This window comes from uncultured Veillonella sp. (genome assembly GCF_963551295.1).
Lineage (GTDB): Bacteria > Bacillota > Negativicutes > Veillonellales > Veillonellaceae > Veillonella.
In genome coordinates, this window is the sequence record NZ_CAUVFT010000038.1 from 1 (window position 1) to 17127 (window position 17127).

Annotated in this window: 9 protein-coding genes; 6 read left to right on the forward strand and 3 right to left on the reverse strand. The window is 37.0% G+C overall.

Annotation, left to right across the window (positions count from 1 at the left end; translation table 11 throughout):
* From RYO55_RS08900 to RYO55_RS08920, 5 genes are all read left to right on the forward strand, one after another.
* A partial coding sequence (locus tag RYO55_RS08900) for a YadA-like family protein (RefSeq protein ID WP_314985163.1) occupies positions 1-6071 on the forward strand: 6071 nt, incomplete at its 5' end.
* A gap of 255 nt (positions 6072-6326) precedes the next feature.
* Positions 6327-7736 carry an MATE family efflux transporter gene (locus RYO55_RS08905; RefSeq protein WP_302498880.1) on the forward strand — a complete coding sequence of 470 codons (1410 nt, stop codon included), beginning with the start codon at positions 6327-6329 and terminating at the stop codon, positions 7734-7736.
* A 674-nt stretch (positions 7737-8410) separates the two neighbouring features.
* Positions 8411-9448, forward strand: a complete 1038-nt coding sequence (locus RYO55_RS08910) for an OmpA family protein (protein WP_021147846.1) — start codon at positions 8411-8413, stop codon at positions 9446-9448.
* 226 nt (positions 9449-9674) lie between these two features.
* The gene (locus tag RYO55_RS08915; RefSeq protein WP_295817869.1) at positions 9675-10796 is read left to right on the forward strand and encodes an AI-2E family transporter; all 1122 of its coding nucleotides are present in this window, start codon (positions 9675-9677) and stop codon (positions 10794-10796) included.
* A 126-nt stretch (positions 10797-10922) separates the two neighbouring features.
* On the forward strand, positions 10923-11579 hold the full coding sequence (locus RYO55_RS08920) for a PepSY domain-containing protein (RefSeq protein ID WP_278473239.1): 657 nt from the start codon (positions 10923-10925) through the stop codon (positions 11577-11579).
* A 192-nt stretch (positions 11580-11771) separates the two neighbouring features.
* Here RYO55_RS08920 and RYO55_RS08925 read toward each other — a convergent pair whose 3' ends face one another.
* Both RYO55_RS08925 and sstT read right to left on the reverse strand, forming a co-directional pair.
* Positions 11772-13289 (reverse strand): FAD-dependent oxidoreductase, encoded by a 1518-nt coding sequence (locus RYO55_RS08925; RefSeq protein WP_308521749.1) that lies wholly within the window; start codon positions 13287-13289, stop codon positions 11772-11774.
* A 246-nt stretch (positions 13290-13535) separates the two neighbouring features.
* The gene (gene sstT / locus RYO55_RS08930; protein ID WP_287509751.1) at positions 13536-14756 is read right to left on the reverse strand and encodes a serine/threonine transporter SstT; all 1221 of its coding nucleotides are present in this window, start codon (positions 14754-14756) and stop codon (positions 13536-13538) included.
* A 348-nt stretch (positions 14757-15104) separates the two neighbouring features.
* On the opposite strand from sstT, the gene RYO55_RS08935 reads away from it, so the two are divergent.
* Complete coding sequence (locus tag RYO55_RS08935; RefSeq protein WP_012864017.1) at positions 15105-15851, forward strand: ubiquinone/menaquinone biosynthesis methyltransferase; 747 nt, start codon at positions 15105-15107, stop codon at positions 15849-15851.
* On the opposite strand, the gene RYO55_RS08940 is transcribed toward RYO55_RS08935, so the two are convergent.
* A complete protein-coding gene (locus RYO55_RS08940) occupies positions 15832-16563 on the reverse strand; it encodes an SIMPL domain-containing protein (protein WP_295817879.1) in 732 nt (243 codons plus the stop codon). The genes RYO55_RS08935 and RYO55_RS08940 overlap by 20 nt on opposite strands.
* Between the last annotated feature and the right edge of the window lie 564 nt (positions 16564-17127).

Consider the following 17127-nt stretch of genomic DNA (forward strand, 5'->3'; position numbering starts at 1 on the left):
TCGACAAAAACACGACAGCTATCGCTCGTAAGATTTCCTTAGGTGGTAACTCTGGTTCTACCAATGAAAAATCCTTGAGTACAGGTGACGTGAAATTTAACGTAAAAGGTGAGAATGGTCTTACTACGGTTGCTAATGGCGACGATGTCACTGTTAAACTTGATGATGCAACTAAAGGTAAAATCGATAATGCAGCTGATCGAGACTTGAGCAATTTGACACCTGACGGTAAGCAACAGGTTAAGGATTTAGCAGCATGGAATGTAGTCGCTAATAATGAGACTGCTGAAAAGGTTGAGGGTGGTAACACTGTTAAATTCATCGATGGTGATAACATTTCCATTACTCAAAATGGTAAAGACTTCACCGTTTCTACTAAGAAAGATGTAGCTTTTGACACGGTAACAGCTACACAAACGATTACAGCGCCAAAAGTGAAAGCGACAACTGGGGTTGAAACACCTCAAGTAACAGGCTTGACTAACACTACATGGGTTCCAGGTCAAACACAACCTGTATCTGGTCGTGCTGTCACAGAAGATCAATTGAAAAAAGTTGATGATCAAGTAGCAGAAAATAAAGCCAATATTGCGGATAATACAGATAAAATTGGCAAAAATGCTGATGCTATTGCAGACAACAAGCAAAAAATAGCTGACAATAAAACTGCAATTGATAAAAATGCGGGCGATATTGCGACAAACAAAACGGATATTGCTACCAATAAGGATAATATTGCAGATAATAAGCAAAAGATTGCGGACAATAAAGCTGCAATTGATAAAAATGCAGGCGATATTGCGACAAACAAAACAGACATTGCTACCAATAAAGACAATATTGCTGCGAACAAGCAAAAAATAGCTGATAATAAAACTGCAATTGATAAAAATACTGGTGACATTGCTACAAATAAAGCTGACATTTCAACTAACAAAGATAACATTGCAACCAATAAAGCTAATATCGACAAAAACACGATAGCTATCAGTCGTAAGTTTTCCTTAGGTGGTAACACTGGCTCTACTGATGAAAAATCCTTGAGTACAGGTGATGTGAAATTCAATGTTAAAGGTGAGAATGGTCTTACTACGGTGGCTAATGGTGACGATGTGACTGTTAAACTCGATGACACGACTAAAGGCAAAATCGATAATGCAGCTGATCGAGACTTGAGCAATTTGACTCCTGACGGTAAGCAACAAGTTAAGGATTTAGCCGCTTGGAACGTAGTTGCTAATAATGAGACGGCTGAAAAGGTTGAGGGTGGTAACACTGTTAAATTCATCGATGGTGATAACATTTCCATTACTCAAAATGGTAAAGACTTTACTATTTCTACTAAAAAAGATGTAACTTTTGATACGGTAACAGCTACACAAACAATTACAGCGCCAAAAGTGAAAGCGACAACTGGCGTTGAAACACCTCAAGTAACTGGCTTGACTAACACTGCTTGGGTTCCAGGTCAAACACAACCTGTATCTGGCCGTGCCGCCACAGAAGATCAATTGAAAAAAGTTGATGATCAAGTAGCAGAAAATAAAGCCAATATTGCTGATAATACAGATAAGATTGGTAAAAATGCTGATGCTATTGCAGATAACAAGCAAAAGATAGCTGACAATAAAACTGCAATTGATAAAAATGTAGGTGATATTGCAACAAATAAAGCTAATATTGCTCAAAATACTGCCGCTATCGCTCGTAAGATTTCTTTAGGTGGTAACACTGGCTCTACTGATGAAAAATCCTTGAGTACAGGTGATGTGAAATTCAATGTTAAAGGTGAGAATGGTCTTACTACGGTGGCTAATGGTGACGATGTGACTGTTAAACTCGATGACACGACTAAAGGCAAAATCGATAATGCAGCTGATCGAGACTTGAGCAATTTGACTCCTGACGGTAAGCAACAAGTTAAGGATTTAGCCGCTTGGAACGTAGTTGCTAATAATGAGACGGCTGAAAAGGTTGAGGGTGGTAACACTGTTAAATTCATCGATGGTGATAACATTTCCATTACTCAAAATGGTAAAGACTTTACTATTTCTACTAAAAAAGATGTAACTTTTGATACGGTAACAGCTACACAAACAATTACAGCGCCAAAAGTGAAAGCGACAACTGGCGTTGAAACACCTCAAGTAACTGGCTTGACTAACACTGCTTGGGTTCCAGGTCAAACACAACCTGTATCTGGCCGTGCCGCCACAGAAGATCAATTGAAAAAAGTTGATGATCAAGTAGCAGAAAATAAAGCCAATATTGCGGATAATACAGATAAAATTGGCAAAAATGCTGATGCTATTGCAGACAACAAGCAAAAAATAGCTGACAATAAAACTGCAATTGATAAAAATGCGGGCGATATTGCGATAAACAAAACAGATATTGCTACCAATAAGGACAATATTGCTGCGAACAAGCAAAAAATTGCTGACAATAAAACTGCAATTGATAAAAATGCGGGCGACATTGCAATAAATAAAGCTGACATTGCAACTAATAAGGCTAACATCGACAAAAACACGACAGCTATCGCTCGTAAGATTTCCTTAGGTGGTAACTCTGGCTCTACCGATGAAAAATCCTTGAGTACTGGTGATGTGAAATTTAACGTAAAAGGTGAAAATGGCCTTACTACGGTTGCTAATGGCGACGATGTAACGGTTAAACTCGATGATGCAACTAAAGGTAAAGTTGACAATGCAGCCGATCGAGACTTGAGCAATTTGACACCTGACGGTAAGCAACAGGTTAAGGATTTATCAGCATGGAATGTAGTCGCTAATAATGAGACGGCTGAAAAGGTTGAGGGTGGTAACACTGTTAAATTCATCGATGGTGATAACATTTCCATTACTCAAAATGGTAAAGACTTCACCGTTTCTACTAAGAAAGATGTAGCTTTTGACACGGTAACAGCTACACAAACGATTACAGCGCCAAAAGTGAAAGCGACAACTGGGGTTGAAACACCTCAAGTAACAGGCTTGACTAACACTACATGGGTTCCAGGTCAAACACAACCTGTATCTGGTCGTGCTGTCACAGAAGATCAATTGAAAAAAGTTGATGATCAAGTAGCAGAAAATAAAGCCAATATTGCGGATAATACAGATAAAATTGGCAAAAATGCTGATGCTATTGCAGACAACAAGCAAAAAATAGCTGACAATAAAACTGCAATTGATAAAAATGCGGGCGATATTGCGACAAACAAAACGGATATTGCTACCAATAAGGATAATATTGCAGATAATAAGCAAAAAATTGCCGACAATAAAACTGCAATTGATAAAAATGCAGGCGATATTGCGATAAACAAAGGGGATATTGCTTCTAATAAAGCTAATATTACTCAAAATACTACCGCTATCGCTCGTAAGATTTCTTTAGGTGGTAACTCTGGTTCGACTGATGAAAAATCCTTGAGCACAGGGGATGTGAAATTCAATGTTAAAGGGGAAAATGGCCTTACTACTGTTGCTAATGGCGACGATGTGACTGTTAAACTCGATGATGCAACTAAAGGTAAAATCGATAATGCAGCTGATCGAGACTTGAGCAACTTGACTCCTGACGGTAAGCAACAAGTTAAGGATTTAGCAGCATGGAATGTAGTTGCTAATAATGAGACGGCTGAAAAGGTTGAAGGTGGTAACACTGTTAAATTTATCGATGGTGATAACATTTCTATTACTCAAAATGGTAAAGACTTCACCATTTCCACTAAGAAAGATGTAACCTTTGATACGGTAACCGCTACTCAAACGATTACAGCACCAAAAGTGAAAGCGACAACTGGAGTTGAAACACCTCAAGTAACAGGCTTGACTAACACTACATGGGTTCCAGGTCAAACACAACCTGTATCTGGTCGTGCTGCCACAGAAGACCAATTGAAACAAGTTGATGATCAAGTAGCAGAAAATAAAGCCAATATTGCTGATAATACGGATAAGATTGGTAAAAATGCAAAGGCTATTGCGGATAACAAACAAAAAATAGCTGATAATAAAGCTGCAATTGATAGAAATGCTGCTGATATTGCTACTAATAAAGATAATATTGCGACGAATAAACAGAATATTGTTGATAACAAAGCGGCAATCACTAAAAATGCTGGCGATATTGCAATCAATAAAGCTAATATTGATAAAAATACAGAAGCCATTGCTCGGAAGATTTCTTTAGGTGGTAATACTGGGTCTACCGATGAGAAATCCTTGAGCACAGGTGATGTAAAATTCAATATTAAAGGTCAAAATGGTATTGTTACTGAAGCTAATGGCGAAGATGTAACTGTCAAATTAGATGATGCTACGGCTAATAAAATCAACAATGCAGCAAATACGGATTTGAGTAACTTAACAGATACCGGTAAACAACAAGTTAAAGATTTATCCGCATGGAATGTAGTAGCTAATGGTAATACTGCCGAAAAAGTTGAAGGTGGCAACACAGTTAAGTTTATCGATGGTGATAATATTTCCATTACTCAAAATGGTAAAGACTTCACAATTGCTACTAAACAAGACGTAACTTTCAATACTGTAAAAGCAAATCAAACAATTACCGCACCAAAAGTGAAAGCTACAGAAGGGGTAGAGACTCCTCAAGTAACTGGCTTGACTAATAAAGAATGGATTTCTGGTCAAACACAACCTGTAAGCGGTCGTGCAGCCACAGAAGATCAATTGAAACAAGTTGATAATCAAGTAGCAGAAAATAAAGCCAATATTGCTGACAATAAGGATAAAATTAGCAAAAATACTGCTGATATTGCTGCCAATAAAGGCAATATTTCTACAAACAAACAAGATATTGCAGATAATAAAGCTGCAATTACTAAAAATACCGGAGATATTGCAACCAATAAAGCTAATATTGATAAAAATACAGAATCCATTGCTCGTAAGATTTCTTTAGGTGGTAACACAGGTTCTACCGATGAAAAGTCTTTGAGCACAGGTGATGTGAAATTCAATGTTAAAGGGGAAAATGGTCTTACTACTGTTGCTAATGGCGACGATGTCACTGTTAAACTCGATGATGTGACTAAAGGTAAAATCGATAATGCAGCAAATCAAGACTTGAGCAACTTAACAGATGCTGGTAAACAACAAGTTAAAGATATATCTGCATGGAATGTAACGGCTGCTGGCGGTACCGTTGAAAAAGTACAAGGTGGAGATACTGTAAAATTCCAAGCTGGTGATAATCTTGTAGTTAACCAAGATAGAACTGCTTTCACATATGGCTTGGCTAAAGACTTGAAAGGTTTAAACAGTGTTACTGTAGGTGATGAAAACGGTGTATCCACTAAGATTACTCCTGCAGGTACAACTGTGAAAGATGCAGCTGGTAACTCTACTGTAATTAAGGGTGGTGGTATGACTATTACTCCGGCAGATGCAACAACTAGCCCTGTATCCCTTACTGTAAACGGCTTAAATAATGGTGGCAACCAAATTCATGGGGTAGCGCCTGGCACAGATGATACTGATGCAGTAAATGTTAGCCAATTGAAAGCATCTAATGCTGGTTTACAAGAAGCTGTTAATCGTGTAGGTACTGAAACACAACGTGTGGGTGCTCATGCGGCAGCTATGGCAGCGTTGAAACCAATTCAATACGATCCATTGGAACCAACTCAAATTATGGCTGGTATTGGTAACTACCGTGGTGAAACTGCGGGTGCTATCGGTATTGCTCACTACCGAACTGAAGATACTATGTTCAACGTAGGCGTTTCACTTGGTACTAGTCATAACATGGTAAATGCAGGTGTAACACATAAATTTGGTGGTAGTCGTGAAAGAAAAGAGGCTATTCCAGAACGTTATAAAGCAGGTCCTATTAGCTCTGTCTATGTAATGCAAGATGAAGTATCTAGTCTCAAAAAAGAAAATAGTAATCAAAAAACTGTTATTGCTAATCAAGCAGCACGTCTAAATACATTAGAAGCTGAAAATGAACGTCAACGTCAAGAATTGGCTGAGACTAAACAAGGCTTAGATGACTTGCGTGCAGTAGTAAATCAACTATTAGCCTCTAAAGGTTAAAAGTTGAGAGCTAGTTTTGATAATAGTTTAAGATAATTATTTTCCTGTAAATCTAAAGAACCTCTTATACACTGTTATACCTGATAGAGTATATACATTATCTACAAGAGGTTCTTTTGCTATTTTGATATATATTCTTATTTAAAATGCATAACATATGAATGACTTCTCATATGCTATATGATATAATACAGTAGAAATAAGAGGTGAAGTGATACCTCTACTATGTATGATCTTGCATGAATAGGAGATAGGATGTTAGACCGCATACAACGATGGCTTTCAATAGATACCATGTTGCCTGTTGCAGAACGATTAGGACCTGTAGGTACGACAAAGCAGCTATATGGTAATTATTTAAAAATAGCTTGGCCAGCTACATTACAAGGCTTGATGTTACAATTTATGACGGCTATCGATTTGGCGATGGTTGGTGCCTTAGGTGCATCAGCTCTTGCTTCGGTAGGTATTATGGGACAACCTGAGATGGTAATGCTCATCTTCTGTCGAGCCTTATCCATTGCTGTGACGGCAATCATAGCTCGTCGTCATGGTGAAGGTGATGTAGATGGTATGAATGCCGTGCTCAAGCAGTCTATTTTATTGAATTTTTTGATTTATGTACCGTTATTATTGATATGTTTCTTGAATTTAGAGCATATTCTACGTTTTACAGGTGCTGAAGATGGCTATATTGAAACAGCTGTTTGGTATGGTCGTTTTATAGTTATTAGTCTAATATTTCAGTCCTTTAGTCAAATCGTAGGGGCTGCACTCATTGGATATGGTAATACTAAAGTTATTTTTAAATCTAATGTAGTAGGGAATATTTTGAATACAATAATGAACTTCTTCTTGATTTATGGTATCGGTTTCTTCCCTGAACTTGGTGTTATGGGGGCAGGGGTTTCCACCATGATCAGTAGTGCGATTATTGCATTATTGTTGTTGCGTACGATTTCACAACATACTGCTACTGGATTAACATTGCGCCATCCGTCGAAGTGGGCTTTTGAAAGACCCGTATTACATACAATGTTTCATGTAGGTGGTAGTTCTTTAGGAGAACAGTTCTTTGAGCGATTCGGTATGTATACATACACTATGATTGTTGCTTCCTTAGGTGCAGTACCTTTGGCCGCGCATTACGTATGTATGAATCTAATGGATATATTTTATTATTTTGCGATGGGACTTGGCTTTGCAGGCGCGTCACATACGGGTCAAAATCTTGGGCATAAAAGGCCGGATATTGCACGTACTTATGGTAAAATTGGTGCTCGTATCGGTTTAGTCGTGGGACTTGTGAGTGCATTAATCTTTATTGGCCCTGGTGATTTTTTGGTACAGTTATATACTCGTGAAAGTGATGTTGTTACTCTTTCTGCTACTTTGATGGGCATTATGGCAATCGCTGCATTTCCTCAAGCATTACAACAAGTATACTCCGGTGTGTTGAAAGGTGCAGGGGATACATATTACATCATGAAATATTCCCTTGTGAGCGTAGCGATCATTCGGCCTATCATTACATATCTATTGTGTATTACATTAGGTTTAGGCCTCTTTGGGGCATGGTTATCTTTGTGCTTTGATCAGTCTCTAAGATTATGTTGTTCTTATTTTAGATTTATTCGAGGAGCATGGCAACATAAGGTTGTTTAATGAGATGTGAATATAGTTTTAATTTAACTTTTGCTTTATATTAAAAATAGGCTTCATGTAAATGTTAAAATTTAAAATACTAATACTCGATATAATTTCAAACGACAGATAATAATTATATATTTTGTTGATTATTCTTTTTTACATTGAAAGTTTTAGAAGAATTCATGAAAAAATAGTGAATAAACTCTTGTCTATTAAAATTTTTTGATGTACAATACTTAATGTGAAAAAAATGACACATTGGGGAATGTGTTATCTGACCAGAAACTTCTGATTTCACGTATATATGTAAGGGATATACATATGAAATGATAAAAGCCTCCTTAGTGTATAAGGGGGCTTTTATTTGTTCAATTATAGTTAGATCTATTAGTGGATATAATAATGATTTTGATGAACTTACAGGACCAGTGATTTTATTGTTGTTAGAGAATTTTAAAAAAGATAAATAGTATTACAATTACTGGACTATAATATGTGCAGAGAATCGCAGTGATTAGGCAATATAGAGGTGTTAATATTTATATTTATAATATTTATAGATAGATATAGTTGGAACTTCATCAAAAATTCATGAAGAATATTGAATTATATTGAAAAATTGTGTAAAATATAAGCATATTATTACAAAAGCCTAAGTATTTTAAGGGCTATTTTTGGAGGGAATTATAATGAATAAAAAATTATTAGCTTTATTGGCAGTTGCTGCTGTAGGTGTATCCGTAGCAGGTGCAACTCCACAAACTCAATTCAATAAAGGTGAGTTTCAAGTTGATCTTGGTGCGTCTGATTCTAAAGCAAAAACTAAAGCTTGGACTTCTGATGCAAAATGGAACTTTGATGGCGGTGTAACATACGCTTTCACAGATAAAACAGCGTTGCAATACCAATACCATGGTTTGAATGATAAAATGTTCGGCACTAGCTATAGTGATAGAATGCAAGAAGTTAATTTGGTTCAATCCTTGAACAAAAATTTCGCAGTATATGGCGGTTATGCTCACATTTCTGGTGATACATTCCCTAAAGCAAATAATATTGCTCAATTAGGTGTAATTGGTAAAGCTAATCTTGGCTCTAAAGTAGACATTTATGGTAAAGCGGGTGTAGGGACTAAGAGAACTACCACTTGGGAAGCAGGTTTAGGTTATAAAGTTAACCAAGACTGGGATATTAATGCAGGGTATCGTTATATCAATACTAAACGTGATGATAAGTCTAATATTTCCTTCCAAGGTCCTGTAGTAGGATTATCTTACCGTTTCGGTGGTCACAAATCCGTAGCTCCTGTATATACTCCAGCACCAGCTCCTGTATACACTCCGGCTCCAGCTCCTACTGTAGAAGCGCCTGCATATAAAACTCCTAAATTGGACTACTATGTACAATCTATCTACTTTGACTCTGATCAAGATGTTGCTCGTGCAGACCAATATCCAAACTTAACGGCTGCTGTAAATGCTGCTAACCAATATTCTCAAGACCAAGTTAAATTAATGGGTAACGCTGATACTGATGCAAACCCTCAATACAACATTGCTTTGTCTGAACGCCGCGTACAACATGTGGCTCAATATTTAGTTAACCACGGTGTATCTGCCGATCGTCTTATCGGTATTGCTAATGGTGATGTTAAACCAGTTGCAACTAACTCTACAGCAGCAGGTAAAGCTGAAAACCGTCGTGTAGACGTTTATATTCATCGTTAATTTCTAGACTTATCTAGATTAGCCCTATAATAAGTCCACCTTCAATCATGCTCTCTTGTTCATCGGGAATTCGAGCATGCGACAAGGTGGACTTTTGTGTTATACTAAGCTTGCATACAATACTAGGTCATACAATGTTCATTATGCTTTGGTAATGTATGCGATGTGAGAATCGTATAGTTATATAGGTGTAGCTTATTAATAGTGTTATGTGAAGTAGGTTATTATGAAAGAATTTAAATATTACAAACAGCTCATAGGGGCTATTATACTAGCGGGCATTATGATTATGATGGCACTACGTATAAGTGATATTGCTAGTGGTCTTGACGCTATCTTTACGGCCTTTGTTCCGCTCATTGTGGGTGCTTGTATTGCTTTCGTATTAGATATTCTAGTCGTTCGTTATGAGCGATGGCTATGGCCTAAGTGTGACTCTGGATGGAAGTATAAAATACGTCGCCCACTGAGTCTTTTGCTATCTTTTGTAACAATTAGCGTTATTGTGTATTTTATTGCTCGGATGGCTTTACCTCAATTGATTCATTCTATGTCGATTATTGTAGCTGCATCACCGCAATTGTATACGGACTTCCAAACATGGATGCAACATATTACAGAAACAATTCCAATGGCGTCGAATCAAACGATTATAGATGCCTTAAGTGGAGAGAATCTTGCTAAATATACTCGTGAATGGGGGACAAAAGGTGGCACATATATTGTAAATGCAATGGGCACCGTATTGTCGTGGACTTTGAACATTGGTCTTGGCTTAATTTTTGCTGTTTATATGTTGCTTGATAAGGAACGCCTTATGTTACAAGGTAAACGTATATTAAAGGCTTATGCATCAGATGAGTGGGTAAATCGAGTTAGTTATGTAACTCGCGTAGCAGTTCAAACATTTAGTAATTTTTTTGTAGGTCAGTTTATAGATGCTTTGGTTCTAGGCGTGATGGTAGGTATTACTTTATGGCTATTTAATATTGAATATGCTACAACGATTGCTTGTGTAATTGGCCTAACTGGTTTGATTCCACTATTAGGTATTTATGTTGGTGGTATCATTGGAGCCGTTATGCTACTTACTGTTGGCCCTATGGATGCTCTCATCTATGTAATTATTTTAGAGGTACTTCATCAAATTGAAAGTAACTTTATTTATCCGAAAATTGTAGGTAATTCTGTTGGATTACCAGGTTTGTGGGTATTTGCTGCCGTTATCGTAGGTGGTAGTTTGATGGGAGTTACTGGTATGTTGATCGGTGTGCCTTTAGTGGCTACATGCTATAAATTGATTATGACTGATGTAGATGGGCGACTTGCATCTAATGAAGGTTTATAGTATATTGTCTAAATGATATGATTATTTACATATTTTAGTGCTGTTGAATATAGCATGAACTTATAGAAATTCTAGCGTACTAATAGTTTGATTAATAGAAGCATAGTATCTAGTAGGAGGATTATAATGAATAAAAAGTTAATTTCTATGGCATTGACGGGTGTATTAGCGGTAGGTATGTTATCCGTTGCTACACCAAGTGTGGCAGATGCACGCAAAACAAAGCCTGAAACAAGTACGGATATCTCTGTAAAACGCGCACCTGGCGAGTCCATAGTTATGACTATGAGCCAAATTGGTACTATTTTCCAAAATCGCTATCCAAATGCGGCGCTTCATTCTGTAGAGCTCAACTCTAATGACTTGAACTATGGTTATAAAGTAGTTGGTTATAGTAAGTATCATCAGTACAAGATGAAAATTGACGTAATCACTGGTAATGCTTCTGATATGGAAGAGGGGGGCAAACCTAAGAAGGTTATTGGGGAGATTTTCAATAAAGATAAAGTTATTGAATCAACTCAAGCAGAACGTGTTGCAAAACAACAACTTGGAACTGATGCTGTTATGAAGGGCTGGAAGATTGAAGCTCATAATGGTAAGGTTTTATACTATGTGACTATGCATCAGGATGGTAAAAAAGTAGTTGTTACAGTAGATGCTGAGACAGGTGCTTATGTAGAACAATCTAAATCCTATAAATTACCACCTGAGCCAGATCAAGGCTTCGATGGTCGTAAAACAAATCTCGTTTGGGGTTCTGATATAGATATGGGTCGCTAACCTATCTATTGATGATTAATAATAAAAGAGCCGAAGGCAATGCCTTTGGCTCTTTTTTGCGATTCCGATACTATAAAATATCGGTTGATAGTGCTCTTGTGTTAGAATATTATTTTTTTACAATAGATATGTTTACAACAAAAGGACTGCACCCTAGGTTTAGTCCTTTTATTATTTATAACTATAGTTGTATTACCAACGATTTTCGTAGTATACTTGTGTCCACATAATCACCTCAACGAGGGATGGGTGTGGACTCATTGTTTCGCCTACAGTGATAACGGATTTAGGATCCATTTTGCGGGCAATACCTTTTTCACGTAATCGTTTTGTGCGTTCAGAAGCGATTTCTTCATTAATTGCTGTCAACGGAGTTACACCACTATTCATAAGGTTCACATAAGGCTGAAAGAGGATAGAGGCTTGAGGGCCTACGACATGCATACCAAGGATATGGTTGGTGTCTTTATCTACCACAATTTTTACAAAGCCATCGTTTACATCTCCAGGGTTAATACCCATTGCATAGCCTTTAGCTGTAGAGGAGTAGTAGTTTTTACCCACACCTACATTGTAACCAGTCTTAATAGCTTCTGCTTCAGTAAGACCTACGCTACCAATTTCAGGGTATGAGAATGTGACTTTAGGCAATGTATCATATCGTGCCCAACGGTAATCTTCTTCACTTGTTGCGTAGAAGAGATTGTGAGCAATAATATCTGCTTCGTAGTTTGCACGATGACGGAAGGCAGGTTCACCATTTACATCACCTAAAGCGTAGATACCATCAACGGATGTTTCTAAGAATTCGTTAGTTTTGATCCAGCCTTTAGGCCAAGTTTCAATACCAGTGTTTTCTAGGTGAAGTTCTTCTACAGCTGGACGGATACCTGCAGCTACAAGGATTTCTTCAACTTTAGTTTCTGTAATTTCGCCAGTAGTACGATCTTTAGTAACGACTACTTTAAGGCCATCTTCTTGGCGGATTTCAACAGTGTCTTGATTTAGAAGTACGTTGATACCACGTTCTCTGTAGTTGTTAAGTAAGTGTTCCGATATATCTGCATCTTCTTTAGGTACTAAACGTACATTGTGTTGAAGAATTGTTACCTCTGTACCAGCAGAATCAAATACGTGAGCAAACTCAACACCGATTGGTCCGGCACCAAGAACGGCAAGAGATTTGTATGGTTGTTTAGGGAATTTATCGCCAAAGAGGCTTTCACTAGTAAGGAAACCTGCCTCTTGAAGACCAGGTACATTCGGTACATTACTATAGCCACCTGTACCAAGGATAATTGTAGGCGCTGTAATTTCTTCAATGCCAGAACCATCGTTAAGATGGATGTTCATCACTTTATCGGATACAAAACTTGCTGCACCACGATATACATCTACGTTGTCATAGGCATTGTAATAATCATAAATGCCTGCAGATTCGTCAATTTTATGCCAAGTACGCTTGGACACTGTGTCCCAGTCCATAGTAGCAGAACCAACATTAACACCGATTTTTTTGAATTCTTCCACTTCCTGGATCGCATTAGCTGCTGTAACCATTACTTTTGTAGGAATACAACCGCGAGTTAGGCATGTACCACCAAATTTACCTTTTTCTATGATGGCCACTTTAAGGCCTTTTTTTTGCGCAGCATCAGCTACGATGGTTGCACCACCTGTACCAACTACAATAATATCGTATTGTTTCATGTTGATTCCTTTCTATATATCTACTAATAGTTATTATCATTAACTATATTATACCACTACATTGAATAAAATCAATATAGTTTGTTAGTGTTTGGTGAAAGTTTATATTTAGTTAATCCAAATACATAATATCATTTCCAGATGATTAAGAGACGGGGATATATGTAACTTTCACAAAGCCTTAATAAAAGAATATATAATTAGTTTACAAAAAAAGACGGTCCCAAAGGACCGTCTAAGAAAATTTTAATTCCAATCTTGATGATAGCCGCGTTTTGCATAATCAGCAGTAGCCGTGAAGAGGATATCTGTGCTAGAGTTAAGCGCAGTTTCCGTGGAGTCTTGTAATACGCCGATAATAAAGCCTACACCTACAACTTGCATTGCTACATCATTGGAGATACCAAATAGGGAACAAGCCAATGGAATAAGTAACAAGGAACCGCCTGCAACACCAGAAGCACCACAAGCACCAATAGTGGCAATGATGGATAAAAGAATTGCAGTAGGGATATCTACAACGATACCCAAAGTGTGAGCTGCAGCTAATGTCATAATTGTAATCGTGATTGCTGCACCACCCATATTGATTGTGGCACCTAATGGAATAGATACGGAATACATATCTGGATTAAGTTTTAAACGTTTTGCCAAATCAAGGTTTACGGGAATATTTGCAGCAGAGCTACGTGTGAAGAACGCATAGATTGCAGATTCACGTAAGCATTTGAATACCAATGGATATGGATTACGGCGGAGGTATATAAAGGATAAAATTGGGTTAATCACTAGTGCTACAAAAATCATAGAACCAAGTAATAATACGAGTAATTGGAAGTAACCAATCAAGGCTTCGATGCCGTTAGTAGCAATGGATTCTGCTACAAGTCCCATAATACCAAGAGGAGCGAAGCGGATAATCCAACCTACTACAGTAGTAATAGCTTGTGCAATGGACTCCATAACTTCCTTCGTATTCATTGGTGCATGGCGTAATGCACCACCAATAATAAGTGCCCAACCTAAAATACCGATGTAGTTAGCAGTCATTAACGCTTTTACAGGGTTATCAACTATATTTTTAAGCAATGTTGTCATAACCTCTGCGATACCTTGCGGAGGAGCTGCATCAGCGGCACCTGCTGCTAGATGTAATGAAGTAGGGAAGAAGAAACTTACGATTACTGCTAATGCTGCAGATAGGAATGTACCTAATAAGTATAAGGTGATAACAGAACCCATACCAGTTTTTTGGCCAGAACGATGTTTACTGATCGCTGCAATTACCAAGAAAAATACAAGGATAGGGGCAATGCCTTTAAGAGCACCAACAAAAAGAACACCTAATAAAGCAAGTTCATTGGCCACATCTGGCACATAAAGAGCAGTCAAAATACCAATAATCAAACCTATGATAATTTGTTGGATTAGACTGACTCTGTTGATTGATTTTACAAATCGATTCATAGTACACTCCAATACTTAAATAAAAACAAATAAAATCCACAACAAAATATCCTTTCATCATGGACATATGTCATTATACAACGAACACGAGATAGTGGCAATAGATAATATCATAGATGACTATAAGCATTTATGTTATATATAAAGTAAATGATAAACATGTTTATTAAGCTATATATTTTACAATAAAATGTATTAAATATTTGTATGTTTTAGTCTTATATGTGTATAGTACATAGTTACTATATATAGTATATATAATAGGATTCTTTTTAGCGTTCCTATAGTATGGTATACTATGCCATATATAGTACTTGAATATAGTTCTTGATTAGTGAAAGGACCATAATGAATAGTAAAGAATTTAAAACATATGCTGATAAAGAAGAATTTGTACAAGGCGTTTTTTCTAATATTGCAAAAAATTATGACTTAATGAATACAGTCTTAAGTTTTGGGCAAGATTATTTTTGGCGCAAATTCTCTGTAAAAGCAATGAATATCGGTCCTCATCAATGCGTACTTGATGTAGCGTGTGGTACTTGTGTTTTTACAAAGGAAGCATTACGTCAAGAGCCAACTTTAAAGGTGGAGGCCTTGGACTTTAATAGTGAAATGCTTGATCAAGGTCGTATTCGTATAGAAAATGCGGGCTTAATTGATCAAGTCAATTTAGTGCAAGGTGATGCTATGGCATTACCATATGCGGATAATACATTTAATGCAGCCATGAGTGGTTTTGCAATGCGTAATGTGCCGGATATTAAACAAGTATTATCTGAAATGCAACGTGTTGTAAAGCCGGGAGGGAAGGTTGTCGTACTAGAACTAGCAAAACCAAGCATGTTTGGTTTTAAACAATTATATAACTTCTATTTCTCCTATATATTACCTATTATAGGGAAATTGAGTAAGGATAACTCCTCCTATGCGTGGCTTCCAGAATCTTTACGTAGATATCCTCATCAAAGTGAGATTTTAGAAATCTGGAAATCTCTGGGGTATGAAAATGCCACCTATCATGAATTGACAGGCGGCATTGTAGCTGTACACGAAGGTGTGGTACCAGAAAATTCTATTGTAGATAATAAGTGATGTTAGCGTCTTGGGAAACTATCAAAGAGCCTTTTTCTACAGGTGTAGCAGTTTCGAGAGCTGCTTTTAACATCACTGGGTTACGATAGTAACCAGAGTCCATTGTGCTGGTTTCAGTTGTGCTAATGGAAACCGTTTTTACTGGTCCTAATGTACGACCGAGGGCGGCTGCGATAACTTCTGCTTTATGACGACCATTTTGAATCGCTTCTGTAGTTAAAGAATCAGATAATTGTTGAGACACATCATTTTGGAATGAAAGGTTGTTGATGTCGTTAGCACCAGCGCTAACAGCGGCATCGACAACCTTTCCTACGTTGTCAAGGTTATTAATCTTAATTGTTACGTGATTTGATACATTGTAACCCGTGTTGATGCGTTTGCCGTCTTGATAGTCGCTCGTTGGATTGATGGAAATGCTGGATGTGTAGATATCTTTTTTCGCTACGCCTAAGTTAGCTAATCGGCTAATTAAATCACTCATAATACGATCATTATTAGATTTTGCAGTGTTGATATTGGTGTTTTGGCTTGTGATACCAAGTGTTAAAATCGCATAGTTAGGCGCTACAGATCGAGACGCTTGACCGGTAATATTAATTTCCGAAGTGTCAAATGTACCTTGTGGTGCAGCAAATACAGCAGTTGCCATAGAAGTACATATAGTAGCTATAGCTATAGTTTTTGATAATAAATGTTTTGATAGTTTCATACTCAATCTCCTTACACTAATGTAATATTCATATTGATAAATGCTATTAAAATAGAGCCAATTTATGCTAAAAGTTCTTTATTACAGCTCTATTGTACATAATTGATTGCGTAAAATCAATTATTGGTTTTGTGCCTTAAAATGAAAATAAAATGAAATTTTTGCGAAATTGAGAATTGGGGGTTGCGATTATATTTTCATTGTACTATAATATGCATACAGTCGTTTGAGCGACTGTTTCTTAATGAGTGTAGCAATACACTTAGTAGTTTAAAATGAACTTAAAAAAGATTATAAAATGTGTTGACATGAAAGTAGTCATAATGTTATTATAATCAAGTCGTCAATTACGACACTACTTAACAATGAAGTAGTGCAAATTGATAACAGATCTTTGAAAACTGAACAATGATAGGTAATCAATCATATGATTGAACATATGCCAGAGTGCGGGTTTTGACAAAGTCAAAACCAACCATAATTCAAAGCTACTTAATGGTAGCGACAACAAAACAAATGAGCTATTCAAATAGCTTCAAGATATCTTGGAGAGTTTGATCCTGG

Bases quoted from the DNA above. Each gene is read 5' to 3' on its own strand.
- RYO55_RS08905 (WP_302498880.1), top strand. From the start codon at position 6,327: ATGTTAGACCGCATACAACGATGGCTTTCAATAGATACCATGTTGCCT.
- RYO55_RS08910 (WP_021147846.1), top strand. From the start codon at position 8,411: ATGAATAAAAAATTATTAGCTTTATTGGCAGTTGCTGCTGTAGGTGTA.
- RYO55_RS08915 (WP_295817869.1), top strand. From the start codon at position 9,675: ATGAAAGAATTTAAATATTACAAACAGCTCATAGGGGCTATTATACTA.
- RYO55_RS08920 (WP_278473239.1), top strand. From the start codon at position 10,923: ATGAATAAAAAGTTAATTTCTATGGCATTGACGGGTGTATTAGCGGTA.
- RYO55_RS08925 (WP_308521749.1), bottom strand. From the start codon at position 13,289: ATGAAACAATACGATATTATTGTAGTTGGTACAGGTGGTGCAACCATC.
- sstT (WP_287509751.1), bottom strand. From the start codon at position 14,756: ATGAATCGATTTGTAAAATCAATCAACAGAGTCAGTCTAATCCAACAA.
- RYO55_RS08935 (WP_012864017.1), top strand. From the start codon at position 15,105: ATGAATAGTAAAGAATTTAAAACATATGCTGATAAAGAAGAATTTGTA.
- RYO55_RS08940 (WP_295817879.1), bottom strand. From the start codon at position 16,563: ATGAAACTATCAAAACATTTATTATCAAAAACTATAGCTATAGCTACT.